A 26,597-nucleotide genomic window follows, 5' to 3' on the forward strand; every position below is an offset into this window, starting at 1 on the left:
TCAAGTTGCAGGCGTAAACTGCACCGCGGCCGGCACGATCCGATGGAACGCCGGCAAGGGAGGCTGCAATGTTTCGCAACGCACTGCTTCTTGTCTCGCGGCTGCTGCTTGCCGCGCTATTCGTGCCCTCAGGGTTCCAGGCGCTCATCAACATTGCCGGCACGACCAGTTATTTCGCCAGCCTCGGCCTGCCGTTGCCTTTGCTTGCCGCATGGGGCACCAGCCTGTTCGAACTGATCGCCGGATTGTTGGTATTGATCGGCTTCCAGACGCGGATCGTGGCGTTGCTGCTGGCCGCCTTCTCAATCGTCGCAGGCTTCATCGGCCATTACGGCCAGGGCGCGGACGACGCCACGCTCGCCTTCCTGCACCAGCAGATGCTGATGAAGGACATCGCCATCGCCGGCGGTTTCCTGGCACTGGCCATGGCCGGCGCCGGCGCGTGGTCGGCGGATGGGCGCAGCTTCGGCGTTGGCGCCGAAGCGACCTGACTATTTGACCGAAACGCTCGGCCCGCCTTCGACGGCCAGCACCAGTCGCCGGTTGGTGATGCGCGCCAACTGCGCCAGCCGGCCGGCCGGGCGCTCGCCATAGAGGTCGGAAAGCGAGGCCGGCAGCACCAGCGCCAGCGCGCCGTTGCCACGGCTTTCCCATTTCAGCTGGGGCATGACGCCCGGCATTGCCGCGGTGAGCAGATAGACCACACGCATCATCGCCGCCAGCACGCGGGCGCGCTCGAGCAGGCGCGGCGGCGCCAGCGCCTTGATCTCGGGCGCGATGCCGTCGTTGAAGATGCCGTCGTGGCGATAGGCGTTGGCCAGAGCCAGATAGGCTCGGCCCGGATGGTCGACGCCGATGAAGGAGGCATGCGCGATGATGTTGAGCGACTGCCTGCCGCGATATTCCGGATGCGCGCGCCAGCCGATGTCGGCGAGCAGGCAGGCGGCGTGGCGGTAGCGCGCCTCGTCTTCCGTCTCATCGATGCCGAAGGCCTTGAACGCCTTGCCGGTCCATTCGACGAGGTCGTGCGCATGGTGCACGGAGCGCGAGCGCAGCAGCGCCAGTTCCTCGGCCGCCGAGATCAGCGGGTCGGCCTTCTGCTCCTCCGCGTCGAGCAGCGAATAGAGAAAGCCTTCGCGCACGCCCTGCGCCGAAACGACGATCTTCGACGGCTGCATCGCCGACATGATCTCCTGCAGCACCAGGGCGCCGTAGGGCAGGAGCGAACGGCGGTTCTTGGAGACGCCCTCGATGCCCCTCACCTTCTCGACCTCGCCCTTGGCCACTTGCTTGAGGAACGCCTGGGCGCTGTCGGCCGATATCTCGTAGTGATGCATGACGCCGAGCGGGTAGTTGTTCATCTCCATGTGCAGCCGGGCGAGGTTTCGCCAGGTGCCGCCGACGGCATAGAAGGCCCTGCCCTGCCCGGCCTTGAGCAGCTTTGCCCGCGCCAGTTCCTGGCGCGCGATCTTCTGCGCCTGGACGAGCGAATTCCTGGCCATATCCTGCAGGCGCAGGCCGCCGAGCGGCAGCGTGATGCCCTCGCCGATCGTCTCGCGATTGATGTCGATCAGTTCGAGGCTGCCGCCACCAAGATCGCCGGCGATGCCGTTGGCCGGATGGAAGCCGGAAATGACGCCGAGCGCCGAATAATAGGCTTCCTGGCGGCCGCTGAGCACGCGGATCTCGGTTCTCAGCACTTCCTCGGCGCGGTGGATGAAGTCGGGGCCGTTGCCGGCCTCGCGTGCCGCGGCAGTGGCCAGCACATACATGTGCTCGGCGCCCGCCTGGTGCGACAGCGCGCGAAAACGGCGAAACTCCTCCATCGAACGCGTCACCGCTTCGGGGTCGAGCTTGCCCGTCGAAACGATGCCGCGGCCGAGGCCGGCCAGCATCTTCTCGTTGAACAGAAGCGTGGGCGAGCGCGCCAGCCCCTCATAGACGACAAGCCGGATCGAGTTCGATCCGATGTCGATGATCGACAGCGGCCGCCGGTCCTGGAGCCGGCCCTGGGACACTGAAATCACGCGGCGCCGATCTTCTTGCGGCGCTTGAACTGGGCAATGCGCCTAGGCGCATGCGATTTCAGCGCGTCGCCCCGTCCGGAGAGGCTCGGATTGGTCATGAAATATTCCTGCGCGTTGAACGGCTCTTCGCCCTCATCCAGCACAACGCGCCGGGAGGTGCCGTCAGCCAATACGTCGAAACTTTGCTGGTTGTCCATGACGTTGCCGAGCATGATCTGGCCGAGCACCTGTTCATGCACAGTTGGATTGGTGATCGGCACCAGCGTCTCGACGCGGCGGTCGAGATTGCGCGGCATCAGGTCGGCGGACGAGATGTAGACGATCGCCTCGTCCGACGGCAGGCCGTGGCCGTTGCCGAAACAGAAGATGCGACTGTGCTCGAGGAAACGGCCGACGATCGATTTCACCCGGATGTTCTCGGAGAGGCCCGGCACCTGGGGCCTGAGGCAACAGATGCCGCGCACGACGAGGTCGATCTCGACGCCGGCGCGGCTGGCGTCGTAGAGCGCGTCGATGATTATCGGGTCGACCAGCGCGTTCATCTTCATCCAGATGCGCGCCGGCCGTCCTTCGTGCGCATGGACGACTTCCCCGGCGATGTGCCTCAGGATGCGCTCGCGCAGCGTGAACGGCGAAACGGCAAGGCGCATTTGCTCGGCCGGCTCGGCGTAGCCGGTGATGAAGTTGAAGATCTGCGCGACGTCGCGCGCGATCGTCGGATCGGTCGTGAAGAACGACAGGTCGGTGTAGATGCGGGCGGTGACCGGGTGGTAGTTGCCGGTGCCGAGATGCACGTAGTTGCGCAGCCGACCGTCCTCGCGGCGCACGACCAAGGACATCTTGGCGTGGGTCTTCAGCTCCAGGAAACCGAACACGACCTGCACGCCGGCGCGCTCCAGATCGCGCGCCCAGCGGATGTTGGCCTCCTCGTCGAAGCGCGCCTTGAGCTCGACCAGCGCGGTCACCGACTTGCCGGCCTCGGCGGCGTCGATCAGCGCGCGCACGATCGGGCTGTCGTTCGAGGTGCGGTAGAGCGTCTGCTTGATCGCCACCACTTCCGGATCGGCTGCGGCCTGGCGCAGGAATTGCACCACGACGTCGAAGGATTCGTAAGGGTGGTGGACAATGATGTCCTTCTCGCGGATGGCCGCCAGGCAGTCGCCGCCATGCTCGCGGATGCGCTCGGGGAAGCGCGGATTGTAAGGAATGAACTTCAGGTCGTCGCGCGGTACGGCGACGATTTCGGAAATCTGGTTGAGCGCCAGCGGGCCGGTCAGGACGCTGATGCGACTCGACGAAACGCCGAGCTCGCCGGCGACGAAATCGCGCAGTTCGGCCGGCATCAGGGTGTCGAATTCGATGCGGATCACCGATCCGCGGCGCCGCCGCTTCAGCGCCGTTTCGAACAGGCGCACCAAATCTTCCGACTCTTCCTCCACCTCGATATCGCTGTCGCGGATGATGCGGAAGGTGCCGGAGCCCTTGACCTCATATCCCGGGAAGAGCTTGCCGATATAGATGCCGACCACCTCCTCCAGCGGAATGAAGCGGACATGATGCTTGCGGTCGGGCAGGCGGATGAAGCGCCTGAGCGCCACCGGCAGGCGCAAGAGCGCGCTCATCTCCTCGCCATTCTTGCGATGGCGCAGTTGCAGCGCGATCGAAAAGCCGAGATTGGGAATGAACGGGAACGGATGCGCCGGGTCGATCGACAGCGGCGTCAGCACCGGGAAGACCTGTTCCTGGAAATGCTCTTCCAGCCAGGCCTTCTCGTCCTTGCTGAGCGCATCGCGCGAAATGCTTTCGATGCCTTCCTTGTTGAGCAGCGCCATCAGCGCCGACAGGCTTTTCTGCTGATCTTCCTGCAGGCGTTCGACCTCGCGCAGCAGCTGCTCGAGCTGCTGCTCGGGCGTGCGGCCGTCCGGGCTTTTCAGCACGATGCCTTCGCGCACCTGGCCGGCGAGACCGGCGACGCGGACCATGAAGAACTCGTCGAGATTGGCGGCCGAGATCGACAGGAAGCGAACGCGCTCGAGCAGCGGATGACGCTCGTTCAGCGATTCCTCCAGCACACGGCGGTTGAATTGCAGCCAGGAGAACTCGCGGTTGACGAAACGATCGGGATTGCCGCCGTCCGGGCTTGCCGCCTCGATGGTGATGAATTCGCTCTGCACCGGCTTCAGTTCGTTCATGGTTTCCCGCTCTTGCCGCAACCGTCCCTGGGAGCGTCGCCTATTGCCGTCCGACGACGCTCTAACATTTCTTTGTGACGCATGATCGTCACGGAATCGCTTCGTGCCGGCCTCATGCGCTTAACCGGCTCAACTTATCCTCTGCCAGCCTTTTGCGACAGTTTGATTTCATCGATCTTGCAAACTGGCCTGTTATGCTCCAGATGCAGACTGGTCACACCCACTGGCCGAACCCAATTTGGAGACGACGATGGCAGGCGGTAGCATCCCCCATTTCCAGAACGACGCGGGCCATCCGGTCATCGAGATCGGCGTCAAGGAATTCATGTGCACCGGCGCCAACCCGCCCTTCGATCATCCGCATGTGTTCCTCGACATGGGCGACGACAATGAAAAGGTCTGCCCCTATTGCTCGACGCTCTACCGCTATTCGCCGTTGCTGAAGGCGACGGAAACGCAGCCGGCCGGCTGCCTCTATGTCGACCAGGCCGCCTGACCCCTTTCCCCGATCATGACTGACGCACGGTCCCGGCAGGTCGTCATCGCCGGGGCTGGCATCGCCGGACTGACGGCGGCGCTCGCCTTTTCGGCGCGCGGCTTCCCGGCAAGACTGTTCGAGCAGGCAAACCAGCTCGAAGCGGCCGGCGCCGGCCTCCAGCTTTCCCCCAACGCGACCCGCATCCTGCGCCGACTTGGCGTGCTCGAGCGCCTACTGCCCAACGCGATCCGGCCTGAGGCAGTGGTGCTGAAGGAGGCAAGAAGCCTGCGCGAGCTGGCGCGCGTGCCGCTCGGGACATACGGTGAAAGCCGCTGGGGCGCGCCTTATCTGGTGGCGCACCGCGCCGACCTGCAGGTGGCGCTGATGGCCGCGGCGGCTGATCGGCCCGACATCGAGCTTGTCACCGGCGCGCGGGTGGCCGCCATCGCGGTGCAGCGGCAAAGCGTAACCGCAACGGTCGAAACCGACGGCAAAACCACGGAGGTCGCGGGCCGCCTGCTGGTTGGGGCGGATGGGGTGTGGTCCTCGGTTCGCGCCGAGCTCGCCCGGACGGCCGGCTTCGCGGCAAGCCGCTTTTGCGGCGAGCTCGCCTGGCGCGCGACGATCCCGGCGCAAGGCGCCGCCGGCGCGGCCTTTGCGCAAATCGGCGCTGCGGACTGCGTCACCACCTTCCTGCATCCGGGCTTCCACATGGTCGCCTATCCGGTGAGCAAGGGCAGCGCCGTCAACCTTGCGGCCTTCACCAAGGGCGAGCGCATTGCCGAAGGCTGGTCGGGTCATGCCGACCCCGCCATCCTTGCCGGCGCCATGCGCGGCACGTCGGCGGCATTGGCGAGGCTCGTGGCGCTCGCCGGCCCGTGGACGGCCTTCCCCATCCACACGGTCGAGCAGCGCCGCTGGACGATGCCGGAAGGCATCGCGCTGATCGGCGATGCCGCGCATGCCATGACACCCTTCGCGGCGCAGGGCGCGGCCATGGGAATAGAGGACGCCTCTATGCTTGCCAATCTGATCGCCGACTCCCCCGGCGACCCGGCCCAGGGCCTTGCAATATGGGAAAATCTTCGACGACCGCGCGTCGAGAGGGTGCTGAAACGCGGCGCGCTCAATCGCCTCGCCTGGCACGCCTGGGGCCCGGTGGCGATGGCGCGCAACCTTGTGCTGGCTGCGCGGCCGGCGGAGAAGCTCGCGGCGGACCTGGACTGGCTCTATGGCTGGGAGGAGCCGCAGGTCGCGAGGCGGTAGAGGCTTTTCGCGGGCGGCCGACAGATTGGATTTGCTGGCCGAACAGAGGGGCGCGAAGGAACGAGGGCGCTCGCAGTTTTCCTGGGGCGCCCGCCTGGTTTAGTCATACAGTCTCAACGACCAGCCCAGCGACACCGGCAACGGGTTCCACCAGCCTGTGCGCAAGCCGGCGGAGCGCAGTGCCGCCGCCGTCCAGGTGTTGCAGCCGATCAGCGCGTTGAAATGGCCGTTGGCCTCGTAAAAGCAGTCAAAGCTGGAATAACCGGCATTGTCGATGACCATCGGCCTGCCCTGCCGCTCTTGGAAGCTCGATTGAATGTAGTCGAGCAGCGCAGCGAAATGCTTCTCGTCGATGTCAACGCCGGCAACGTCTGGACGCGGCTCCAGAATCGCTCCCGCGACATCGACATGCATCACTGAGGCGTCCAGCGTCAGCGCCTTCAGCACCGGCGTCGCCTTCAACTCCGACCAGGTCGGCGTCTCCAGATAGAAGGCGCGGCCACCCCAGCCGAACACCAAATAGCGCGCCTCAGGCGCATCGGTGGGCAGGCCGGCATCGGCAAGGAAGGCAAAGCGCTGGCGCACGCCGTCGTCGAGGGGAATGGCGATATCGGTGTGGATCGGGTTCTTCAGCACAAGGATGTGCCGCGCGCCCTCGGCGCCCGCGACGGCAGGCCAGAGCGGGCGCGGCACCAGCGTGCCGAGCGCGGCGGCAAGCACCACCGCGCCAACCAGCAAGACCAGGAGGCGCAAGAGTTTTTTCATCGCCGCGCCGCGGTTCTGTAGTATTGCGTCCGAGTGATCATCAGTCGCTCGCTAAAATGCAAAAGCCCGGCCGTTTCGCGGCCGGGCTTCGCAAATCAGTATGGCGCCCGCTCAGTGCAGGATCTGCGACAGGAAGAGCTTCGTGCGCTCATGACGCGGATGGTCGAAGAATTCGGCCGGCGTGTTCTGCTCGACGATCTGGCCCTGATCCATGAAGATCACCCGATTGGCAACCTTGCGGGCAAAGCCCATCTCGTGGGTGACGCAGAGCATGGTCATGCCCTCTTCCGCCAACCCCACCATCGTCTCCAGCACTTCCTTGATCATTTCCGGATCGAGCGCCGAGGTCGGCTCGTCGAACAGCATGATGCGCGGGTTCATGCACAGCGAGCGCGCGATCGCCACGCGCTGTTGCTGACCGCCGGAGAGCTGGCCGGGGTATTTGTTGGCCTGCTCAGGAATCTTGACGCGCTTCAAGAAATGCATGGCGATTTCCTCGGCCTGCTTCTTCGGCATCTTGCGCACCCAGATCGGCGCCAGTGTGCAGTTCTCGAGGATGGTCAGATGCGGGAACAGGTTGAAGTGCTGGAACACCATGCCGACCTCGCGGCGCACCTCGTCGATCTTCTTCAGATCGTTGGTGAGTTCCTTGCCGTCGACGATGATCTTGCCCTTCTGATGCTCTTCCAGCCGGTTGATGCAGCGGATCATGGTCGACTTGCCCGAGCCGGACGGACCGCAGATGACGATGCGCTCGCCGCGCATCACCTTGAGGTTGATGTCCTTCAGGACATGGAACTCGCCATACCATTTGTGCATCCCGATGATGTCGATGGCGACATCGGTGGTCGAGATATGCATCTTCTTGGCGTCGACCTTGATTTCCTCGGCGCTGACGGCGTTTTCGATGACCATGGCCAATTCCCCTTGTTCTTTTATCCTTGGATATGATGCTTGTCGTTACCCAAAGCCGCTACGCGCTTTTGGGCGACATGCATCAGCGTTTGTAGCCGGTGTCCAGCCGGCGTTCGGTGTACATTGAATAGCGCGACATGCCGAAGCAGAACAGCCAGAACACGAAGGCGGCGAAGATCAGGCCGGATTTCGCTGTCTGTGGTGTCGCCCAGTTCGCGTCGGCAAAGTTCTGCTTCACAACGCCGAGCAGATCGAACATCGAGATGATCAGGACCAGGCTGGTGTCCTTGAACATGCCGATGAAGGTGTTGACTATGCCGGGGATAACCAGCTTCAGCGCCTGCGGCAGCACGATCAGGCTCATCTTCTGCCAGTAACCGAGGCCGAGCGAGTCGGCGCCTTCATATTGGCCCTTTGGAATCGCCTGGAGGCCGCCGCGGACCACCTCCGCCATATAGGCGGCGGCAAACAGCGACACGCCGATCAACGCCCGCAGATACTTGTCGAAGGTGACGCCGGCGGGCAGGAACAGCGGCAGCATGACGCTGGCGAAGAACAGCACGGTGATCAGTGGAATGCCGCGCACCGTCTCGATGAAGACGATGCATAGCCATTTGATGATCGGCATCTTCGAACGGCGCCCGAGCGCCAGCATGATGCCCAACGGCAGCGACACGGCAATGCCGACGAAGGAAAGGCTGAGGGTGACGAGGAGCCCGCCCCAGCGCGAGGTTTCGACAACCGGCAGGCCGAACACGCCGCCAAGCAGCAGGAAGAAAGCCACGATCGGCAGCGCCACGAAGAGCAGGATAGCGTTCAATCCTTTGCGCGGCACGCGCGGGATCAGCATCGGCACCAACAGCGCGACGAACAGAATGGCGACCAGGATCGGCCGCCAGCGCTCCTCGACCGGGTAGGTGCCGAACATGAACTGGCCGAACTTGGCGTTGACAAAGGCCCAGCAGGCGCCTGTCCAGCCTTCGGGCTGGATGCCGCCTTGCGCGGCGGTCGTGCACACCGTGCGATCCGGGCCGGTCCACTGGGCATTGATAAAGGCCCAGTTGATGACCTGCGGCAGGATCCAGGCGACGATGGCGATGCCGAGGATCGTGAGGATGACGTCGCCTGCCGAGCCGACGAGGTTCTTGCGCACCCAGGCATAGGCGCCGCGCTCGCCGGCCGGCGCCGGCTCCGCCAGAGCCATCTCCGTGCGCACCCAGGACATATCGTGTTCCTGCATGGCCCTACCTTTCCACCAGCGCCATTCTGGCGTTGACGACGTTCATGACGGCGGACGTCACCAGGCTCAGCACCAGATAGGCGATCATCATGATGAACACGCCCTCCACCGCCTGTCCGGTTTGGTTGAGCACCGTGCCCGCGGTGGCGGTCAGATCGGGATAACCGATGGCGATCGCGAGCGAGGAGTTCTTTGTCAGGTTGAGATACTGGCTGGTGAGCGGCGGGATGACGATACGCATCGCCTGCGGCACCACGACCAAGCGCAGGACCGGGCCGGAGCGAAGGCCAAGCGCCGCCGCGGCCTCGGTCTGGCCCTTGCTTACGCCCCTGATGCCGGCGCGCACGATCTCGGCGATGAAGGCTGCGGTGTAGAAGGAAAGCGCCAGGAGGAGCGACAGGAACTCCGGCTTGACCCAGAAGCCGCCGGTCAGGTTGAAGGTCGACTGTTTCGGAAAATCGAGGGTGAGCGGCATTCCTGCAAGCAAGAAGGCGAGCAATGGCAGGCCGATGATCAGCCCGAACGACGTCCAGAAGACCGGAAATTGCTGGCCGGTGGACATCTGCCTCTGGCGCGCCCGACGGGCAACGAACCAGGCCATTGCCAGCGCGAGCACGAAGGCGGCTCCAATGAGCCATGAGCCGTCGCCCCATACCGCGCGGGGGAAATAGAAACCGCGCTGGTTCAGGAAGGACCCGAACGGCAGGTGATAGCTCTCGCGCGGCGGCGGCAGCACCGCAAGTACGCCGGAGTACCAGAAGAAGATGACCAGCAGCGGCGGGATGTTGCGGAAGATCTCGACATAAACCGTGCAGATCTTGCGGATCAGCCAGTTGTGCGACAGGCGGCCGATGCCGACGGTGAAGCCGATGATCGTGGCAAGCACGATGCCGACGACGGCCACGATGATCGTGTTGAGCAGACCGACGACGAGGGCACGGCCATAGGTCGCGTCCGAGGTGTAGGCGATCGGCGTGTCGGAGATGTCGAAGCCAGCCCGGCTGTTGAGGAACTGGAAGCCTGAAGCGATGTGCAGGCGCTGGAGATTCTCGATCACGTTGTGGACGATCCACCAAATCGAGCTGAAGAGGAGGATCACGACCAGCGTCTGGAAGAAGAGGCCGCGTATTCTAGGGTCGTTTATGAAGGAGCCGCGACTCGGCTCCTCGCGAAGGATTTCCTGCGAAGCCATGGACCGTCCTCTGGAAAGAGAAACCGGGAGGCAGACGACCTACCTCCCGGATCACGTTTCAATCAGCGGATCGGCGGACCGTATTGCAGGCCGCCCTTGGTCCACAGCGCGTTGATGCCCCTCGCGATCTTGAGCGGGCTGCCCGAGCCGACATTGCGCTCGAACATTTCACCATAGTTGCCGACCGCCTTGATGATGTTGACGACCCAGTCGTTGGAGAGTCCGAGATCGGCGCCGTATTTACCATCGGGCTCGGTGCCGAGCAGACGCTGGATGTTCGGGTCGGTCGAGGTCTTCATCTCGTCGATATTCGCCTGCGTGATGCCGGCTTCCTCGGCGTTGAGCAGCGCGAAATACGTCCAGCGCGCGACATGCGCCCACTGGTCGTCGCCCTGGCGCACGGCCGGGCCGAGCGGCTCCTTGGAGATGATCTCGGGCAGCACGACATGGTCGGCCGGCGAAGAGAGCGTCAGACGAATGCCATAGAGGCCGGACTGGTCGGTGGTGTAAGCGTCGCAGCGGCCGGCGTCATAGGCGGCGTTGACCTCTTCGAGCTTCTCGAACACGACGGGGTTGTACTCCATCTTGTTCTTCTTGAAGTAGTCGGCGAGGTTGAGCTCGGTCGTGGTGCCGCTCTGCACGCAGACGGCGGCGCCCGAAAGCTGCAGCGCGGAGTTCACGCCCGGCAGTTTCTTGGCGTTGATCATGAAGCCCTGGCCGTCATAATAGGTGACGCCGACAAAATCGAGGCCGAGCGCGCTGTCGCGGTTGCTCGTCCAGGTGGTGTTGCGCGACAGGATGTCGATCTCGCCCGACTGCAGGGCGGTGAAACGCTCCTTGGCGCTGAGCGGCGTGAACTTGACCTTGGAGCCGTCACCGAAGACCGCGGCCGCGACCGCTCGGCAGAAATCCGCGTCAATGCCCTTCCAGTCACCCTTGTCGTCCGGCGCCGAGAAGCCGGCGAGACCAGTCGAGACGCCGCACTGGATAAAGCCCTTCTGCTTCACGGTATCAAGCGTGCCGGCCGAAGCGGCGGACGCCATGAACCCGAGCGTGGCGGCGCCGAGGATGCCGAATGCAATGTGTTTCATGACCCACAGACCCTTTTCTGTTACAGGCGCCCCTGCTGCCAGGCGGCGCTTGATCTTTTGTCGTTTGTGAATGCAGCTCCCACTCTAAGGCCCACTTCCGGACCCGCATCGGTTGCCGATGCGCTGCCTCCCATTCACGAAACGCATCGAAGGCGATTATTCCTGTGAGGTCAAGGGAAATGACCGAATCCCGACAGGTTTGAAAAGCAATTGCCGCAAATGCCTGAATTGCGGACATGAGCACCAGGAAATCGGCAGACCATGCGAACAAATCAGTCAAGTTGCGCCGTCGCGAATCCATCGCCCGGCGGTGAAATCCGCTTCTGCAATGGGCCTGCTTTATTGAGGGTGCGGGCCGTTGGATTGGCCCAGCGAAAGACCGGCTTTTGGCGGGCCCGGCGCGGTTGCGCGGGCTTTGCCGCCGCTTTATGGCTGATCTCCTGAGATCATTCGACAGGCGACGAACGAACCATGGCTAAAGACGGCATCGAAATGGGCATCAACACGCTGCTCGCGCATTCCGGCAACAATCCGGGTGACTATTTCGGCTTCGTCAACCCGCCGGTCGTGCACGCCTCGACCGTGATTTATCCCGACGCCGCGTCGATGGCCGGGCGCAACCAGAAATACACCTATGGCACGCGCGGCACGCCGACGATGGACGCGCTCACGCTCGCCGTCGATGCGCTGGAGGGCTCGGCAGGCACCATCGCGGTGCCTTCGGGGCTGGCGGCGGTGACGGTGCCGCTCCTGACCTTCCTTGGCGCCGGCGATCACCTGTTGATCGTCGACAGCGTCTACCATCCGACGCGTCACTTCGCCGACACGGTGCTGAAGCGCCTGGGCGTCGAGGTCGAATATTACGAGCCACGCATCGGCGCCGGCATTGCATCGCTGATCAAGCCCAACACCAAGGTGGTGTTCACCGAATCGCCGGGATCGAACACCTACGAGGTGCAGGACATTCCCGCGATCGCCAAGGCAGCGCGTGCCGCAGGCGCGATCGTGATGATGGACAACACCTGGGCGACGCCGCTCTATTTCAAGCCGCTCGATCACGGCGTCGACATCTCCATCCATGCGGCGACGAAATATCCTGCCGGCCATTCCGACGTGCTGCTCGGCACGGTGTCGGCCAATGAGGCCTGCTGGACGAAGCTCTATGACGGCTTCTGCGCGCTGGGTTGCTGTTCGGGTCCCGACGACGTCTACCAGGTGCTGCGCGGCCTGCGCACGTTGGGGGTCAGGCTCGAGCGCCACCGCAAGAGCGCGCTCGATATCGCGCGCTGGCTGGAAGAGCAGCCCGGCGTCGCGCAGGTTCTGCACCCGGCGCTGGAAAGCCATCCCGACCATGCTCTCTGGAAGCGCGATTTCTGCGGCTCGAGCGGCGTCTTCTCGATCGTGCTCAACGGCGGCGGGCAAAAAGCGCAGCACGCCTTCCTCGACGCGCTCAAGATCTTCGGCCTCGGCTATTCCTGGGGCGGCTACGAGAGTCTCGCCGTTCCGGTCTTCCTCGGCGACCGCACGATAGCCAGAGGCGCCTATGCCGGCCCGCTGATCCGCTTGCAGATCGGGCTGGAGGACGTCGAGGACCTCAAGGCCGACATTCTGCGCGGGCTCGCCGCCGCCGCCGGCTGACGGGTGCCGGCGGCCGCATGCAGCGGCAGACAGGCGTGGGTCGAGGCGGTAGGATGGCCGGGCAACCAACTCGGGAACCTTTTGCCGGCAGGCGCGTCCAATTGAGGATGCAACGGCTGCCGGGAGATCGGAGCGAGATGAGAAGGCCCGCGATTGAAGCCGCCGAGATCGGTGCGGCCGAGGCCGGCGACCTGGCGCTGGTGCGCAGGGCACTTGCGCGGGAACCGGATGCGTTCCGCGCCATCATCAAAACGTACAACCAGCGGCTCTACCGCATCGCGCGTGGCGTGATGCGCAACGACGCCGAGGCCGAGGACGTCGTCCAGGAGGCCTACATGCGCGCCTTCGCCAGTCTCGGCGCCTTTCGCGGCGAGGCCTCTTTGTCCACCTGGCTGTCGCGTATCGTCATCAACGAAGCCCTCGGCCGGCTGCGCAAGCGCAAGCGCCTCGTGGCGATGCCTGAAAACCCGGAGGCGCAGATCATCCGGTTTCCCCTAAACCCAAGTGAGTCGAACCCAGGCGACGATCCGGAGCGGACGATGGCGCAGCGGCAGATCCTCGGGCTCGTCGAACGCGCGACCGACAGCCTTCCCGATGTCTACCGCACCGTTTTCGTCGCCAGAGTCATAGAGGGCTTGAGCATCGAGGAAACCGCCGACCTTCTGGGCGTGCGGCCCGAGACCGTGAAGACGAGGCTGCACCGGGCGCGTGCCCTGGTGCGCAAGGCACTGGACGACGAGATCGGCCCGGTGCTGCTCGACGCCTTCCCCTTCGCCGGCCGACGCTGCGAACGGCTGACCCAGGCGGTGATGAAGCGTCTGGGGTTCGGCGATTGAGGTCGTCATCCTCGGGCGCAGCGGAAAGCGAAGCTGACGCGTAGCCCGAGGACCCATGCCCTGCCATCGGCCAAGGGATGCGGCGGTCGAGAAGCGCCTCGCGCAAATCTCCGTAACAGGTCTCACGAACAATGCAGGACCATCGTGTCCCTGCAGAATCTCCCCATTTCCCGGGAACGTTTCGCTCCTGCCCGCATCCAATGGCAGTCAACCACAAATGAAGCCCGAAGCCATGCGCGCCGGGCGAAGGAGATGCCATGTTCATGCGATCGACCACCGCCCTCGCCGCCGTTCTCTTCGTGGGCGCCGCGCCGCTGGCGCTCGCCGCCGAAAAGCCCACCGACCCGCAGATCGCCCACATCGCCTACACGGCCGGCACGATTGATATCGAGGCGGCGAAACAGGCGATCAAGAAATCGAAAAACAAGGAGGTCGTCGCCTTTGCCAAGGACATGGAGCGCGACCATGCGGCGGTGAACAAGCAGGCGCTCGACCTGGTGAAGAAGCTGAAAGTCACGCCCGAGGACAATGACACCAGCAAGGCGCTGGCCAAGGCGGCGAAGGAAGAGCGCGCCAAGCTGGAGAAGCTCAAGGGTGCCGACTTCGACAAGGCCTATATCGACAACGAAGTGGCCTATCATAAGCAGGTCGACAGCGCGCTCGAGACCCTGCTCATCCCCTCGGCCAGCAATGCGGAGTTGAAGAGCCTGCTGGAGACCGGCCTGAAAATCTTCCAGGGGCATGAGCAACATGCCGAACATGTCGCCGGCATGTTGAAATGAGGCCGCTAAATTGCTTTGACGCAATTCCGGACGGACGGCTGCGGCGAAGTCGCCGAGCCCAACCGTTTCACATTTTTCCTGGAATCGCTGTGGCCGCGCTGGCGCTGGCACTCAGCGCCTCGCCGGCGCTCGCGGCGACGATCGAGGTGACGATCGACAAGCTGGTGTTTTCGCCGTCAAGCGTTCAGGCCAAGGTTGGCGATACGATCGAATGGACGAACAAGGACGTGATTGCCCACACCGCGACGGTGAAAGGCGGCTGGGATGTGATGATCCCGGCAAAGTCGAAGGGCAAGGTGACGCTGAAGGCGCCGGGAGCTGTCGACTATTTCTGCCGCTTCCATCCCAACATGAAGGGCCATGTCGCGGTAACCCCTTGATCCGAGCTTCCGTTTGGTCCGCCATCCCCGAGAACGAGGCGCGTCGCGCCTCGTTCGACTTGACGGCGATCGTCTTCAAGCCGGAGCAGAGCCGGCATTGCCCGCCAGCCGCCATACGCCGGCGGCGCTCCTGGCCGAAGCAAGCGACATTTCGTCGGCAAGTTGCCGCACCGATTCCGCAAACTGTCGCAAGACCCCGGCGCGATTGGCAAAGCCGAGGCCGTTGGTGGCGCCCCCGCAGCTCCGCAGCGCGCAATAATATTCCCTGCATCGCCGACGAAGCGGATTGGTTTGGCTTTCCAATTTCCGCCTTGGACGGCATTGCCGACGACACAGGATTTCCGTTCCACAGGACCCGCCATGGCGTTTCGCCTCTTTGTTCCGATCCTGGCCGGCGCGACGCTGCGCGAGCGGCTGATCGCCTGCATCGGTGCGACCGTCGGTATCGCGCTCACCGGCATGATCAGCGGGTTTGCCATGGGCAGCGGCCCGCATGTGGCGCTGCTGGTGGCGCCGATGGGCGCTTCCGCCGTGCTGCTCTTTGCCGTGCCGTCGAGCCCGCTGGCGCAGCCTTGGTCGATCATCGGAGGCAACACGATATCGGCGCTGGTCGGCGTGACGGTGGCGCATTTCGTGCACGACACGGTGATCGCCTCCGGCCTCGCGGTGGCGCTGGCGATCGCCGCCATGTCGTTCACGCGCTCACTGCATCCGCCGGGCGGCGCCGCGGCGCTCACCGGCGTGCTCGGCGGGCCGGCGGTTGCCGCTGCCGGCTTTCTGTTTCCCTTCGTGCCGGTGGCGCTGAATTCGATGATCCTGGTCGCGCTCGGCTTCCTTTTTCATAAACTGTCGCGGCGCAACTATCCCCATGTGCATCTACCCGCCGCCGGTGGCCACGGCACCACCGACCGGCCGCCGGCCGAGCGCGTCGGCTTCCGACCCGAGGATGTCGATGCCGCGCTCTCGGCGCTCGACGAGACCTTCGACATCGACCGTGACGACCTCGAGCGCCTGTTGCGCCAGGTCGAGTTGCAGGCAATGGTGCGCTCGCAGCGCACGCTGCTTTGCCGGGACATCATGTCCTGCGACGTGATCTCGGTGCCGGATACGGCCTCCGCCGACGAGGCGCGCAGACAACTGATCGACCACAACATCCGCACCTTGCCGGTCGTCGACGCGGACGACCGGCTCACCGGCGCGGTCGGTCTGCGCGAGCTGACAAGAGCGACCGACACGGTCAAAGGGGTGATGTCGAAGGCCGGCACGGCCTCACCCGACACGCCGGCGATGAGCCTGCTGCCGGCGCTGACAGACGGCCGCAGCCATGCCGTGGTGATCGTCGATGGCGAGCGGCGCATTCTGGGCCTGATCACCCAGACCGACCTGCTGGCGGCAGCGGCGCGGGTTCAGGCGCCTGCGCCATTCAAGGCAGTGGCATAAAGGGCAGCCGATCACCCCGGCATATCGCCGCCTGCCGTGCGGTCGAGCCATCGCTTGGCTCGTCTTGCCTCAGCGGGCCAGGTGACATGCGTCCACGAACCGTCATAGACCGCTTGCCGCCGCTCGATCCACGCGCTCAAGCCTTCGCGCAGGTCCGCTGTCGGGGCCACGCGGGCGAATTGCTCGGCTTCGACCAGCAGACCTTCCGCGATGCTCGAGTTGATGCCGCGCGCCACCGCGGTGAGGATGCTGGCGACCGCCGTCGGTGAATAGCCGAGAATGCGACGGACAAGGTCGAAGGCCGCTCGCATCAGCTCGGCATGCGGCACGACCTGGTTGACGAGGCCGAGCTCGGCTGCGCGCGCCGGCGAAAACGCATCGCCCGTCAGCAGCAGTTCCAGCGCACGTTTGCGTCCCGCAAGTCTAGGCAGGCGCTGCGTGCCGCCGAAAGTCGGCGGCATGGCGAGCCTGATCTCGGGTTTGGCGAACAAGGCGCGCTCGCTGGCGATGGCCAGCGGCACGGCTTCGGTGATCTCGCAGCCGCCACCGAAGGCGATGCCGTTGACGGCGGCGATGACGGGCTTGCGAAAGGCTTCGAGCCGCGCCGTCAGGCGCTGGCCGCGCATGACGAAATCGCGCAGCGCGGCATCGGTGCCTTCTGCCACGCTCAACGAGAATTCGTGGATATCGGCGCCGGCGGAGAAGGCGCGATCCCCTGCCCCTGTGAGGATGACGGCGCGCACGCCGTCATCCGTCTCGATCAGGTCGAGGAGCGAAAGCAGCCGGTCGATCAGCGCGTAGTTCAGCGCGTTCAGCTTGTCGGGGCGGTTGAGGGTGAGGATCGCGACGCGGTCGCGCGTCTCGCTCAGCACGAGTTCGGTCATGACTTATCCTTTCCGGCGGTCGGCGGGAAGGGAGCACGCTTTCGATTGCTTGTATATTCACTAGGCGGTATACTTACATGATGAGCGAACAGCCCAATCCCACCCGAAAGCGCCTCGTCGACGCAGCGACCAAGCTCTTCTATGCCGAAGGCATCGGACGCGTCAGCGTCGACGCCGTGGCTGAAAAAGCAGGACTCACCAAGCGCACGCTCTACTACCATTTCAAGAGCAAGGACGATCTGATCGCGGCCTATCTCGACGGTCGCGACCAGCCTAACCTCGAGCAGATGGCAGGCTGGTTCGACGCGGCGGGAGGCGGAGCGGACAAAAAGGTCGAGGCTATCTTCACCAACCTGGCGCGGGTGGCCCGCCATCCCAAATGGAAGGGTTGCGGCTTCCTGCGCACGGCTGCCGAGTTGGCGGCGATGCCTGGGCATCCGGCGGTGAAGGCTGGAGCACGCCACAAGACCAATTTCGAGAAATGGCTGGCCGAGGCGCTTTCAAGCCACCATGTCGGCGCGGCGAAGATGCTGGCGCGCGAGATCGTGCTTTTGATGGACGGCGCCTTTTCGTGCATGCTGATCCATCACAATCCCGACTATGTCACCGCCGCCGGCCACGCCGCCGCGACGCTGATACGGGCGAGGATGGCGAGCGAAGGCGCTCACAGCCATTCCAGGAAAAGTGCTTGACGGGGTGGGCTCGGCGACTTCGCCACGGCCTTCCGTCCGGAATTGCGCAAAAAACGGTTCGGCGAGGCCGCGAACGCCGAACCGCTCTGGTGGGGCCTCACCAAAACAAGCAAGGCCCCTCGTAGGGGCCTTGCCATCTCAATCTTCGAAGTTCGGCGCGCCTACTTCCCCATCATCGACTTGGCGTTCTCCGCCGTGATCGCGGTGGTGTCCACGGTCACGGTCGCATCCACCGAGGTCGCGCAATCGAGCAGGATCTTCTTCGACATCTCGATCGCTTCCTTGGCGCCGGTTGGATAGGTGAAGGTCGCCGCCCAGTCGCCCTTGGCCACGGCTTCGATGCCGCCGGCCGGGCCTGGCAGGCCGTCGGTGCCGATGATCTTGACGTCCTTGCCCGCGCCCTTGGCGGCGAGCAGCGCGCCGGCCGCCATCATGTCGTTGGAGGCATAGAGCACCTTGATGTCGGGATGCGCCTGCAGCATGGCGGCAAAGGCGGTCTGGGCTTTATCCGGAACCCAGTCGGCGGCCTGCTCGGCGACGATCTGGATCTTGGCATTGCCCTTCACGCCTTCCTTGAAGCCGTTCAAGCGCTCCACCGCCGGCGTCGAACTCGGCAGGCCTTCCAGCACCGCCGCCTCGCCGCCATCGGGAAGAAGTTTCGTGGCCGTGAACTTGCCGGCTTCCTCGGCGATCTTGAAATTGTCGCCGCCGATGAAGGCCGTGTAGTCCTTGCCGGGGTCGCCCACTGTCTTGCGGTCAAGCTCGATCACCGGGATGCCGGCATCCATGGCGCGCTTCACGGCGGGCGTCAGCGGCGCGGCCTCGAAGGGCGAGATCAGCAGCAGGTCGACCTTCTGGGTGATGAAGTTGTCGACCTGCGAGGTCTGCGTGTTGACGTTGCCGGCGCCGTCGGCGATCTGCAGCGTGAAGCCGGGCACTTCCTTGGCCGCCGCCGTCAGCTCGTCATTGACGTGCTGGCGATAGGGCTCGGCGTTGTTGGCCTGCGAAAAGCCGATGACGAACTGGCCGTCCTTGGCACAGGCCTTGACCATCGGATCGGCGGCCTGGGCGGCTCCGGCAATGCACAGGCCGGCACCGGCCAGAAGCGCGGTCCGAAGTACGCGCGATCCTCTCTGTGTGGTTCTCATGCTCTCTCTCCTCCTTGTCTGGCGGGGCGCCAGACCTTTGGTTTCAGTCCGTGATTTCCAGTCCTTGGGAATGCTGCCGCCGGCCTCCTATCGCCCCAAACCCTCGCGGCGGCGAACGAGGGATTGAAGCACTGCCGCGAGCACGATGATCGCGGCGGTCGCGAGCAACTGCGTGGCGGGGGTGATGTTGTTGAGCTGAAGGATGTTGGCCAAAGCGCCGAGCATGATGGTGCCGGCCACCGTGCCGACCATCGAGCCCGCGCCGCCGAACAGGCTGGTGCCGCCGATGACGACGGCGGCGATGGCGGTGAGCTCATAGCCCATGCCGTCATTGGCGCTGCCGAAGTTGAACTGGCCGGCGTGCACGATGCCGGCAAGGGCGGAGGCAAAGCCGGTGATGGCGTAGACCGAGATCTTCACCATCGACACCGGCACGCCGGAAATGCGCGCGGCGCGCTCGTTGCCGCCGACGGCATAGACGTAGCGGCCGAAGCGGGTGGTGTTGAGCACCAGCGTAGCGATCGCGGCAAAGATGATGAAGACGATGGTCGCCACCGGCACGGTGTTGCCGAACAGGCGCTCGCCCAGCACCGCGAACACCGGAGGCGCGAGGCCCGGGCCGTCGCCATAGGAGATGTTGATGTACTGGTTGCCGGACACGATCAGCGCCAGGCCCCGCGCCGCCTGCAGGCCGGCCAGCGTCACGATGAAGGGCTCCAGCCGGAAGCGGGTGGAGATCGTGCCCTGGACGATGCCGAAGACGACTCCCATGGCGAGCACGGCCAAAATCGTCGGGATCAGCCCGAAGCCGCCGGAGATCATCATGGTGGCGGTGACCACGGCGGAGAGGCCGAGCACCGCGCCGACCGACAGGTCGATTCCGGCGGTGATGATGACGAAGGTCATACCGATGGCGATGATGCCGGTCTCCGACACGGCGCGCACGATGTTGGCGATGTTGTCGGGATTGAGGAACAGGATCTCGCCATGGCGCCGCGGCGAGAAGATGACGCCGCCGATCGCCACCAGCACCAGGCCGATCAGGCTCTGGAAGCGAACGATGATGGCCAGCGGGTCGACGCGATGCTTTTGCGCCGCAGCTGGCGCGGCCGTCGGGCTTGGCATCGCCGGGTTAGCCGTCCTCTCAATCTTCTGGTCCGACATCAGGCCTCCCTGCCATTTGCCGCGGCAAGCACGGTGTGCTCGTCGACGCCGCCGTTGAATTCCGCCACATTGCGCCCCTGGCGCAGCACCACGATCCGGTCGCAGAGCCCGATCAGCTCCGGCATCTCGCTGGAGGCCACCAGAATGCCCAGCCCCTGTGCCGCCAGCGCCCGCAGCCGGGCATAGATCTCGCCTTTCGCGCCGACATCGACGCCGCGCGTAGGCTCATCGAGCAGCAGCAGGCGCGGATTGCCGAGGATTTCCTTCGCCAGCACCACCTTCTGCTGGTTGCCGCCGGAAAGCGCTCCGACGGCGATGTCGGGATTCTTCGGGCGGATGTCGAACTGGCCGAAGGATTGTCTCACAGCCTCCGCCTGGCGGCGCGCCGACATCAGGCCGGCCGGCGAGATGCGGCGGATCACCGACATCACCAGATTGAGACCGACCGCCATCCTCAGCATCAGGCCGCTGCCGCGCCGGTCGTCGGTGACGAAGGCGATGCCGGCCTTGCGCGCCGCGTTGATGGATTCAAGCTTCACCGGCCTGCCGTCGACCGCGACCTCGCCCTGCCAGCGGCCGGCAAGGCCAGTACCATAGAGCGCGGAGAGCAGTTCGGTGCGCCCTGCCCCCATGATGCCGGCAAGGCCGACGATCTCGCCTTGCCTTACCTCGAGCGAAATGCCGCTCGGCGGCTGCCAGCCGGCGCTTTCACGGGCGAGTTTGAAGCTAGCATCCTTGAGCCTGAGCAGCGTCTTGCCGGCGCTCTTGGCGCGCCCCGGATAAAGCTCGTCCAGCGGCCGCCCGACCAGCAGCCGCACCAGCTCGGCCTGCGGCGCATGCGGCTCGGTGATGCCGGCGACACGGCCGTCGCGCATCACCGTCACGCGGTCGGCGATATCGGGCACTTCCTCGAGGCGGTGCGAGATATAGACGATGCCGACGCCGGTGGCAGCGAGCTTTCGCATGATGTCGAACAGTCGCTCGACTTCGCCGACGGTAAGCGCCGCCGTCGGCTCGTCCATGATCAGCACGCGCGAGGCATAAGACAGCGCCTTGACGATCGCCACCACCTGGCGTTGGCCGATGGAAAGGTCGGCGACGAGGCGCGCCGGGTCGATGGCGAGCTCGATCGCCTGCAGTCGCTTGCTTGCCTCCCGGCGCATCGCCGGCACGTCGAGCAGGCCGCCCGGCCGCATCAGCTCGCGACCAAGGAAAAGGTTCGCCGCGACGTCGAGCGATGGCACGAGGTCGAGCTCCTGGAAGATGGTGGCGATACCGGCAGCCTGCGCCTCGCGCGGATTGCTGAAAGTGACCGGCTTGCCGTCGATGCGGATCTCGCCCTCGTCGGGCGTGTGGACGCCGGACAGAAGATTCATCAGCGTCGACTTGCCGGCGCCGTTCTCGCCGAGCAGCGCATGGATCTCGCCGGCCTTCAGATCGAAATCGACGCCGCGCAGCGCCTGCACGCCGCCGAAGCGCTTCACCGCGCCGGTGACGGAGAGCAGCGGCGCGCTCATGCTGGCCTCGTGTGGACTGGCTTCGCGCAGGATTCACGCGCATGCAGCGTCGCCTGCAGCCGCACGGCGTGGGGTGCGGCGTCACTGGAAGCGATGCGGGCGCTGAGCAGCGCCGCCGCCTGGCGGCCGATCTCGGTGCAGGGCTGCTCGACCAGCGTCAGCCTCGGCTCGAAACAGTCGGCCCATTCGAAATCGTCGAAGCCGACCAGCGACAGATCGTGCGGGATGGAAAGACCTTTCTCGCGAATGGCGCGGACTGCCCCGATCGTCGTCATGTTGTTGCCGGTGACCAATGCGGTGGGCGGCGTCGGCAGCGACAGGATCGCATGCGTCGATGCTGTGGCAGCGCCCGTGTCGACATTCTCCGGCGAGACATAGTGCGGCAGACATTCAAGTCCATTGGCGGCGAGCGAGGCGCGGAAGGCGTCGATACGCTCGCGTGTGGTGGCGAGCCCCGGCTGGCCGGGGATATAGCCGATGCGCCTGTGGCCGAAGGAGGCGACGTGCTCGATCAGCGCCCGCATCGCCGTCTCGTTCTCGACGCCGATCTGGTCGAGGCGGTCGTCGGCGAAGCGGTCGATCAGCACGCACGGCACCTTCTTGTCGGCGAGATACTCGATCGCGCGCTGCGGCGCGCCCGAAGGCGCCAGGATCACGCCGTCGACCCGGCGCTGGTGGAAGGCGCGCACGACCTTGAGCTCGCGATCGGGGTCCTCCTGGGTGTCGGACAAAAACACCATCAGGCCAAGGCGCGCGCATTCGGCTTCGACGGCGCAGATGATGTCGGTGAAATAAGGATTTGAGATTGCCGAGATGGCGAGCCCGACGCTCCTGGTCGAGGCCACCTTCAGCGAGCGCGCCAGTTCGTTGGGCTGGTAGCCCATCGCGGCGATGGCATCGTTGATGAGCTGCGCCTTCTCGGGAGAGACGAAACGGGTGCGGTTGACGACATGCGAAACGGTCGAAACTGAGACGCCGGCGCGGCGCGCGACCTCAGCCATTGTCGGCATGACGGCTCTCACGGAGTGCCCGCAAGCGCTCCTCCCTATCTCGCGTTTCCCGTCCGCTCTGCGGCGGATATGGCAAAACCTTAGAGCCATCGAAACGTTTGCGCAATCGATTCGATGATGGAGCGCGACAGATTTTTATCGGAGGTGGAAAATCAACGGTCAGGAGGTGAAAGCGAGCCAGGCAGTGCCGGCGACAAGCGTCACCAGCGTCAGCGGCAGGCCGACCTTGAAGAAAGCGGAGAAGGAAAGCAACTTGCCGGCCGCCTTTGCCTGCTCGGCGACGATCAGGTTGGCGACCGAACCGAGTAGCGTGAAATTGCCGGCAAGCGTCGAGCTCATCGCCACGACCAGCCAGGCGCGCTGCGGGTTTTCCAACCCGGGAACAAAGGGGCGCAGCGCCAGCACCGCCGGCACATTGCTCATGATGTTGGAAAGCACCGCCGTGAAGCCCGACAGCCGCCAGACATCGTCGAGGCCGATGTTCTTCGCCCATGCGATCATGTCGGGCGTGAGCAGTGTGCGCTCCGCGCCCGCCACCACGACGAACAGGCCGGCAAACATGAAGAGCAGCGGCCCGTCTATCTCGCGGTAGATGCGCCGCGGCTTGATTGCCCGGGTGACCAGCAGGAACGCGCCGGCAATCAGCGCCGCCTTGGCGACGGGAACGCCGGCGAAGAAAGCCAGCGCCAAGAGCAGGCAGACGATGGTGGCCTTCAGCACCTGCCCGGGCAGCATGCGGCCGCGATAGACCTCCGGGCTTAGCTCGGCGGGGCGCGAGAATTCGGCGCGGTAGACGATGCGAACGATGGCGATGACGCAAAGCAGACCGAACAGCGCCACCGGCGCGAGCGCCAGCGTGAAAGCCGGATAGGAAATGCCGGACAGGGCGCCGATCACCATGTTTTGCGGATTGCCGGTGATGGTGGCGACGCTGCCGCAGTTCGAGGCCGTGCAGGTGGCGATAAGGTAAGGCACCGGGTTGCGGTTGATGACGCGGGTGACATGGACGACGATCGGCGCCATCACCAGGCAGATCGCGTCGTTGACAAGGAAGGCCGAGAGCACGCCGGTCAACAGCGTCACCATCACCAGAAGCATGAAGGGTGCATGGGCATGCTCGATGGCAAAGCCGCCGAGGGCGCGAAACGCCCCGGAAACCTTCAGATGCGCAACCACGATCATCATGCCGAGCAGCAGCGTGATGGTATCGAAATTGATGGCTTTGTAGGCATCTTCAATGCTGATCGCGCCGATGGCGATCATGGCCGCGCCGCCCAGCAGCGCGATGCCGGCGCGATCAAGGCGCAGGCCCGGAATGCGGCCGACGGCGACGCCGGCATAGGTGGCTACCAGGATGAAAAGCGCACCCGTGCCGGTCCATGTCATTGCAAGAAGGTTCCCGTTGCCTGCCCTGCCCGCCAGAATCGGCCGGCGCGTTAAACGGCATCACATCTAGCAAGGGCGGCGCAAAGGGAAAGCGCACAATCAGGTGAAAGCGTCATGACGCTTCGTGCCTTTCACATTCATAAACCCTAATGTAAAGAATGGTGAACTAACATGTGACCGATAATTCAGGGGTTGGGGACTAAACGGATGAATACGGTCGTTGAAGCGGAACATCGCGTCCCATCACGGGAGGAATTGATGCGTCCCAAGGAATGCTCCCGCTGTCACGGGGCAAAGAAGGTTTTCGTTTGCGCGCGCTGGATGAGCTCGAACGGCCATTGCTGCCCGGGGGGCACGCACCGCATTAATTGTCCGGGGCGCAGCATCGTCTGCCTCGAATGCAGCGGGCACGAAAGCTAACAAGTTCACAATCGCAATTTCCGGCCCTGATCCCGAGCATGAATGGCCGCCAGCTGGCCGAACAGCGTGCAAACATGTCTGGGTTCACCACTGCGTGCCCGACCACGATGTGCACTTCATCGCCTGGCCTTCATGCTGAGCAACCGGTTGTAAAGCTCAGGAATGCGCTGGCTTGATTGAACCGGTCCGACCGCCTGGCCGGCTATCAGATCCGTCCGAGCACGACCAGAATGATGATGATAACAAGAAGCAGGCCGAGACCGCCGCCGCCATAATAGCCCGTGCCGTAAAAAGGCCCGCCGCCCAAGCCGCTGAAGCCGCCCAGCAAGGCCAGAATGAGAATGATGATAAGAATTGTGCCGAGACTCATGGCTTTTCCTCTTCTCTGAAGCGCGATCCAGCGCCTGTTGTTACGAAATCAACTTGCAATCGACCCGCGTGTTCCACCCACCTTCCGACCGATGTTATTCAGCGTTGGCAGAGTGGTGGTAGCAGTGCCGAATACGTCTTCCATATTCCCTTCCTGAATATTCAAAGATGCTGAACAACGCCCCGCCGTTGGTCCTGTTCCACTTCATCGTCGTGGAACCATCTTTATGTCCGCAACGTTTGGGGCAGCCCGGTCGGGGCGGTCCTGGGGACAAAACGGAGGCACGCTTATGGGCGCATCGATACTCATCGGCATCCTGATCACCTTCCTCGTTGTGATCCTTGTGCTCTATCTCGTGCAGCGCCTCCCGCTCGATGGCCGCACGCGGCAGATCGCGCAGATCATCGTCATCATCATCGGGATCATCTCGTTGCTGAAATATCTTGCGGTGTTCTAGCGGCGGTCCATATTCGGCTGCGGCAACGTCGAAATCCGGTGTCCCATGAGAACTCGGTCGATCACACTCATTGCCGGCATGATTGCGTGCGCGGCAAGCGCCGCCTACGCAAGGCCGGACACGCGCGCCATGACCTGCGCTGCGGCGCAAGCGCTCATCCGAAACCGCCACGCCGCCGTGCTGACCACCGGACCCGACACCTATGACCGCTTCGTGCGCCAGTTTGGGACTGAATGTGACTGGCCCGAAGTGCCGGTGTCGATCCCGGTGCCGACCCGCGATGGCGAATGCCGCCTCTATCGATGCGCGGAGCCGGTCTTCGATTTCCCCAATTGAACGACGCCGCGCACGCCCGGGCGCGGAACGTTCCGTCCCCGGGTGAATTGTAACGGGCAGCGGCCTGGCCGCACCCGGATCAGCCTGCAGGAGAACCGGTGATGTCCAATCAGATCAAGCGCAGCGGCAGTTGCCTATGCGGCGGCGTGCGGTTCGAGGTCGCCGGCGAGCCGCTGCGCGTCGGCCTTTGTCACTGCAAGGACTGCCGCAAGACAAGCGGATCGGCCTTCCATGCCTATGCGGTTTGGCCGCTTCACGCGTTCGAAACAACCGGCATCACCAGCAGCTATGGCGCTCGAAGTTTTTGTCCTACCTGCGGAAGCCGTGTTCCGTACATCGGCGAGGATGAGGCCGAAGTCACGATCGGCAGCCTTGACATTGCACCGACCGAAGGGCTGGTGCCCGGCTACGAGCTTTGGATCGGACGCCGCGAGTCGTGGCTGCAAGCCATGCCCGGAGCACGCCAGTTCGAGCACGATCGGATCGCCGATGATTCGGCTGCCGGCGGTGAGGTCGGCGGCGAGCCGCAGCAGAGGTCGGCCTGAGAGACGATGACCTTAAGTCGAATGGAGCCGCGCGGCACATCAGGGAAACAGGCGGTTGGCAGTCATGAGGTCGCGGCTTTGCACTGTCTTAGGCAACAGCAGGCATATGGTTTTATCAACCTTATAATATATAAGAATTTTCGACCGTATGTCTCATAGCAATGCAACCTCTTGAATTGTTTCGCCTTCCGCCCGCTGTGCTTAGCGGGGTGACCCTCTCTGCGGTTGCATATCAAAGCGAAAATTCTTTCGGCTCAAGAAATTTCTTTTGCCGTATTGTTTTTGATTAATCAACTATGACGACCAAAATTGCCACAAGGGGCAAGCCTTATGACTTCGCGCCTTGTACAAAAGGCCACCTTTGTTTCTTTCAGTTTTTTGCTACATAGTGTTGCCGAAATTGAAGCCGTACGAGGCGGTTTTCAT

General features: G+C 64.1%; 26 protein-coding genes. 12 read left to right on the plus strand and 14 right to left on the minus strand.

Translation table 11 applies throughout. The features are described 5' to 3' along the window. Window positions 1-68 precede the first annotated feature (68 nt). Window positions 69-491 (plus strand): DoxX family protein, encoded by a 423-nt coding sequence (locus F3H96_RS20465; protein WP_149803539.1) that lies wholly within the window; start codon window positions 69-71, stop codon window positions 489-491. On the opposite strand, the gene ppx is transcribed toward F3H96_RS20465, so the two are convergent. Beyond that, a complete protein-coding gene (gene ppx / locus F3H96_RS20470; protein WP_149803540.1) occupies window positions 492-2,027 on the minus strand; it encodes an exopolyphosphatase in 1,536 nt (511 codons plus the stop codon). Then, on the minus strand, window positions 2,024-4,219 hold the full coding sequence (locus F3H96_RS20475) for an RNA degradosome polyphosphate kinase (RefSeq protein ID WP_149803541.1): 2,196 nt from the start codon (window positions 4,217-4,219) through the stop codon (window positions 2,024-2,026). The genes ppx and F3H96_RS20475 overlap by 4 nt, the downstream gene beginning before the upstream one ends. A gap of 250 nt (window positions 4,220-4,469) precedes the next feature. Between F3H96_RS20475 and F3H96_RS20480 the strand changes: the two genes are divergently transcribed. Both F3H96_RS20480 and F3H96_RS20485 read left to right on the plus strand, forming a co-directional pair. Continuing rightward, the gene (locus tag F3H96_RS20480) at window positions 4,470-4,715 is read left to right on the plus strand and encodes a zinc-finger domain-containing protein (RefSeq protein WP_149803542.1); all 246 of its coding nucleotides are present in this window, start codon (window positions 4,470-4,472) and stop codon (window positions 4,713-4,715) included. Window positions 4,716-4,730: 15 nt separating this feature from the next. Further along, complete coding sequence (locus F3H96_RS20485; RefSeq protein ID WP_149803543.1) at window positions 4,731-5,963, plus strand: FAD-dependent monooxygenase; 1,233 nt, start codon at window positions 4,731-4,733, stop codon at window positions 5,961-5,963. A gap of 99 nt (window positions 5,964-6,062) precedes the next feature. On the opposite strand, the gene F3H96_RS20490 is transcribed toward F3H96_RS20485, so the two are convergent. From F3H96_RS20490 to F3H96_RS20510, 5 genes are all read right to left on the minus strand, one after another. Continuing rightward, window positions 6,063-6,728, minus strand: a complete 666-nt coding sequence (locus tag F3H96_RS20490; RefSeq protein ID WP_149803544.1) for a TIGR02117 family protein — start codon at window positions 6,726-6,728, stop codon at window positions 6,063-6,065. A 111-nt stretch (window positions 6,729-6,839) separates the two neighbouring features. Beyond that, on the minus strand, window positions 6,840-7,643 hold the full coding sequence (locus F3H96_RS20495) for an amino acid ABC transporter ATP-binding protein (protein ID WP_149803545.1): 804 nt from the start codon (window positions 7,641-7,643) through the stop codon (window positions 6,840-6,842). Between the two features lie 82 nt (window positions 7,644-7,725). Beyond that, on the minus strand, window positions 7,726-8,883 hold the full coding sequence (locus F3H96_RS20500; protein ID WP_149803546.1) for an amino acid ABC transporter permease: 1,158 nt from the start codon (window positions 8,881-8,883) through the stop codon (window positions 7,726-7,728). Window positions 8,884-8,887: 4 nt separating this feature from the next. Further along, the gene (locus tag F3H96_RS20505; RefSeq protein WP_149803547.1) at window positions 8,888-10,075 is read right to left on the minus strand and encodes an amino acid ABC transporter permease; all 1,188 of its coding nucleotides are present in this window, start codon (window positions 10,073-10,075) and stop codon (window positions 8,888-8,890) included. A 62-nt stretch (window positions 10,076-10,137) separates the two neighbouring features. Further along, the gene (locus tag F3H96_RS20510; RefSeq protein WP_149803548.1) at window positions 10,138-11,166 is read right to left on the minus strand and encodes an amino acid ABC transporter substrate-binding protein; all 1,029 of its coding nucleotides are present in this window, start codon (window positions 11,164-11,166) and stop codon (window positions 10,138-10,140) included. Between the two features lie 471 nt (window positions 11,167-11,637). On the opposite strand from F3H96_RS20510, the gene F3H96_RS20515 reads away from it, so the two are divergent. The 5 genes from F3H96_RS20515 (at window position 11,638) to F3H96_RS20535 (ending at window position 16,242) form a co-directional block, all read left to right on the plus strand. Next, a complete protein-coding gene (locus F3H96_RS20515) occupies window positions 11,638-12,804 on the plus strand; it encodes a cystathionine beta-lyase (RefSeq protein ID WP_149803549.1) in 1,167 nt (388 codons plus the stop codon). 137 nt (window positions 12,805-12,941) lie between these two features. Then, complete coding sequence (locus F3H96_RS20520) at window positions 12,942-13,640, plus strand: RNA polymerase sigma factor (RefSeq protein WP_149803678.1); 699 nt, start codon at window positions 12,942-12,944, stop codon at window positions 13,638-13,640. A 257-nt stretch (window positions 13,641-13,897) separates the two neighbouring features. After that, window positions 13,898-14,422, plus strand: a complete 525-nt coding sequence (locus F3H96_RS20525) for a DUF4142 domain-containing protein (protein WP_149803550.1) — start codon at window positions 13,898-13,900, stop codon at window positions 14,420-14,422. An 89-nt stretch (window positions 14,423-14,511) separates the two neighbouring features. Next, window positions 14,512-14,802, plus strand: coding sequence for a cupredoxin family copper-binding protein (locus tag F3H96_RS20530; protein ID WP_244620080.1), 291 nt, complete (start codon window positions 14,512-14,514; stop codon window positions 14,800-14,802). A 360-nt stretch (window positions 14,803-15,162) separates the two neighbouring features. Further along, window positions 15,163-16,242 (plus strand): HPP family protein, encoded by a 1,080-nt coding sequence (locus F3H96_RS20535; RefSeq protein ID WP_149803552.1) that lies wholly within the window; start codon window positions 15,163-15,165, stop codon window positions 16,240-16,242. An 11-nt stretch (window positions 16,243-16,253) separates the two neighbouring features. On the opposite strand, the gene F3H96_RS20540 is transcribed toward F3H96_RS20535, so the two are convergent. Further along, the gene (locus F3H96_RS20540; RefSeq protein ID WP_149803553.1) at window positions 16,254-17,126 is read right to left on the minus strand and encodes a crotonase/enoyl-CoA hydratase family protein; all 873 of its coding nucleotides are present in this window, start codon (window positions 17,124-17,126) and stop codon (window positions 16,254-16,256) included. A gap of 80 nt (window positions 17,127-17,206) precedes the next feature. Between F3H96_RS20540 and F3H96_RS20545 the strand changes: the two genes are divergently transcribed. Then, complete coding sequence (locus tag F3H96_RS20545; protein WP_149803679.1) at window positions 17,207-17,818, plus strand: TetR/AcrR family transcriptional regulator; 612 nt, start codon at window positions 17,207-17,209, stop codon at window positions 17,816-17,818. A gap of 161 nt (window positions 17,819-17,979) precedes the next feature. Here the strand turns inward: F3H96_RS20545 and F3H96_RS20550 are convergent, their stop codons facing one another. The 6 genes from F3H96_RS20550 to F3H96_RS20575 all read right to left on the minus strand — a co-directional run bounded on the left by F3H96_RS20550 (window position 17,980) and on the right by F3H96_RS20575 (window position 24,833). Continuing rightward, a complete protein-coding gene (locus F3H96_RS20550; protein ID WP_149803554.1) occupies window positions 17,980-18,966 on the minus strand; it encodes a substrate-binding domain-containing protein in 987 nt (328 codons plus the stop codon). A gap of 87 nt (window positions 18,967-19,053) precedes the next feature. Then, window positions 19,054-20,130: an ABC transporter permease gene (locus F3H96_RS20555; RefSeq protein WP_149803555.1), complete on the minus strand. Its 1,077-nt coding sequence runs from the start codon at window positions 20,128-20,130 to the stop codon at window positions 19,054-19,056. Beyond that, entirely contained in the window at window positions 20,130-21,647 is a 1,518-nt protein-coding gene (locus F3H96_RS20560; RefSeq protein WP_149803556.1) for a sugar ABC transporter ATP-binding protein, read from the minus strand. The genes F3H96_RS20555 and F3H96_RS20560 overlap by 1 nt, the downstream gene beginning before the upstream one ends. After that, window positions 21,644-22,657 carry a LacI family DNA-binding transcriptional regulator gene (locus F3H96_RS20565; RefSeq protein WP_149803557.1) on the minus strand — a complete coding sequence of 338 codons (1,014 nt, stop codon included), beginning with the start codon at window positions 22,655-22,657 and terminating at the stop codon, window positions 21,644-21,646. The genes F3H96_RS20560 and F3H96_RS20565 overlap by 4 nt, the downstream gene beginning before the upstream one ends. 159 nt (window positions 22,658-22,816) lie before the next feature. Then, a complete protein-coding gene (locus F3H96_RS20570; protein ID WP_149803558.1) occupies window positions 22,817-24,043 on the minus strand; it encodes an anion transporter in 1,227 nt (408 codons plus the stop codon). A 625-nt stretch (window positions 24,044-24,668) separates the two neighbouring features. Then, a complete protein-coding gene (locus tag F3H96_RS20575; protein WP_149803559.1) occupies window positions 24,669-24,833 on the minus strand; it encodes a DUF3309 family protein in 165 nt (54 codons plus the stop codon). 289 nt (window positions 24,834-25,122) lie between these two features. Between F3H96_RS20575 and F3H96_RS20580 the strand changes: the two genes are divergently transcribed. The 3 genes from F3H96_RS20580 to F3H96_RS20590 all read left to right on the plus strand — a co-directional run bounded on the left by F3H96_RS20580 (window position 25,123) and on the right by F3H96_RS20590 (window position 26,171). Then, on the plus strand, window positions 25,123-25,290 hold the full coding sequence (locus F3H96_RS20580) for a Thivi_2564 family membrane protein (RefSeq protein ID WP_149803560.1): 168 nt from the start codon (window positions 25,123-25,125) through the stop codon (window positions 25,288-25,290). A 45-nt stretch (window positions 25,291-25,335) separates the two neighbouring features. Beyond that, window positions 25,336-25,626, plus strand: a complete 291-nt coding sequence (locus F3H96_RS20585) for a hypothetical protein (protein WP_149803561.1) — start codon at window positions 25,336-25,338, stop codon at window positions 25,624-25,626. Window positions 25,627-25,727: 101 nt separating this feature from the next. Beyond that, window positions 25,728-26,171, plus strand: coding sequence for a GFA family protein (locus F3H96_RS20590; protein WP_149803562.1), 444 nt, complete (start codon window positions 25,728-25,730; stop codon window positions 26,169-26,171). Window positions 26,172-26,597 lie beyond the last annotated feature (426 nt).

Origin of the sequence: Mesorhizobium sp. NFR06 (assembly GCF_900115245.1) — a bacterium.
In the GTDB taxonomy this organism is placed as follows: Bacteria; Pseudomonadota; Alphaproteobacteria; order Rhizobiales; family Rhizobiaceae; genus Mesorhizobium.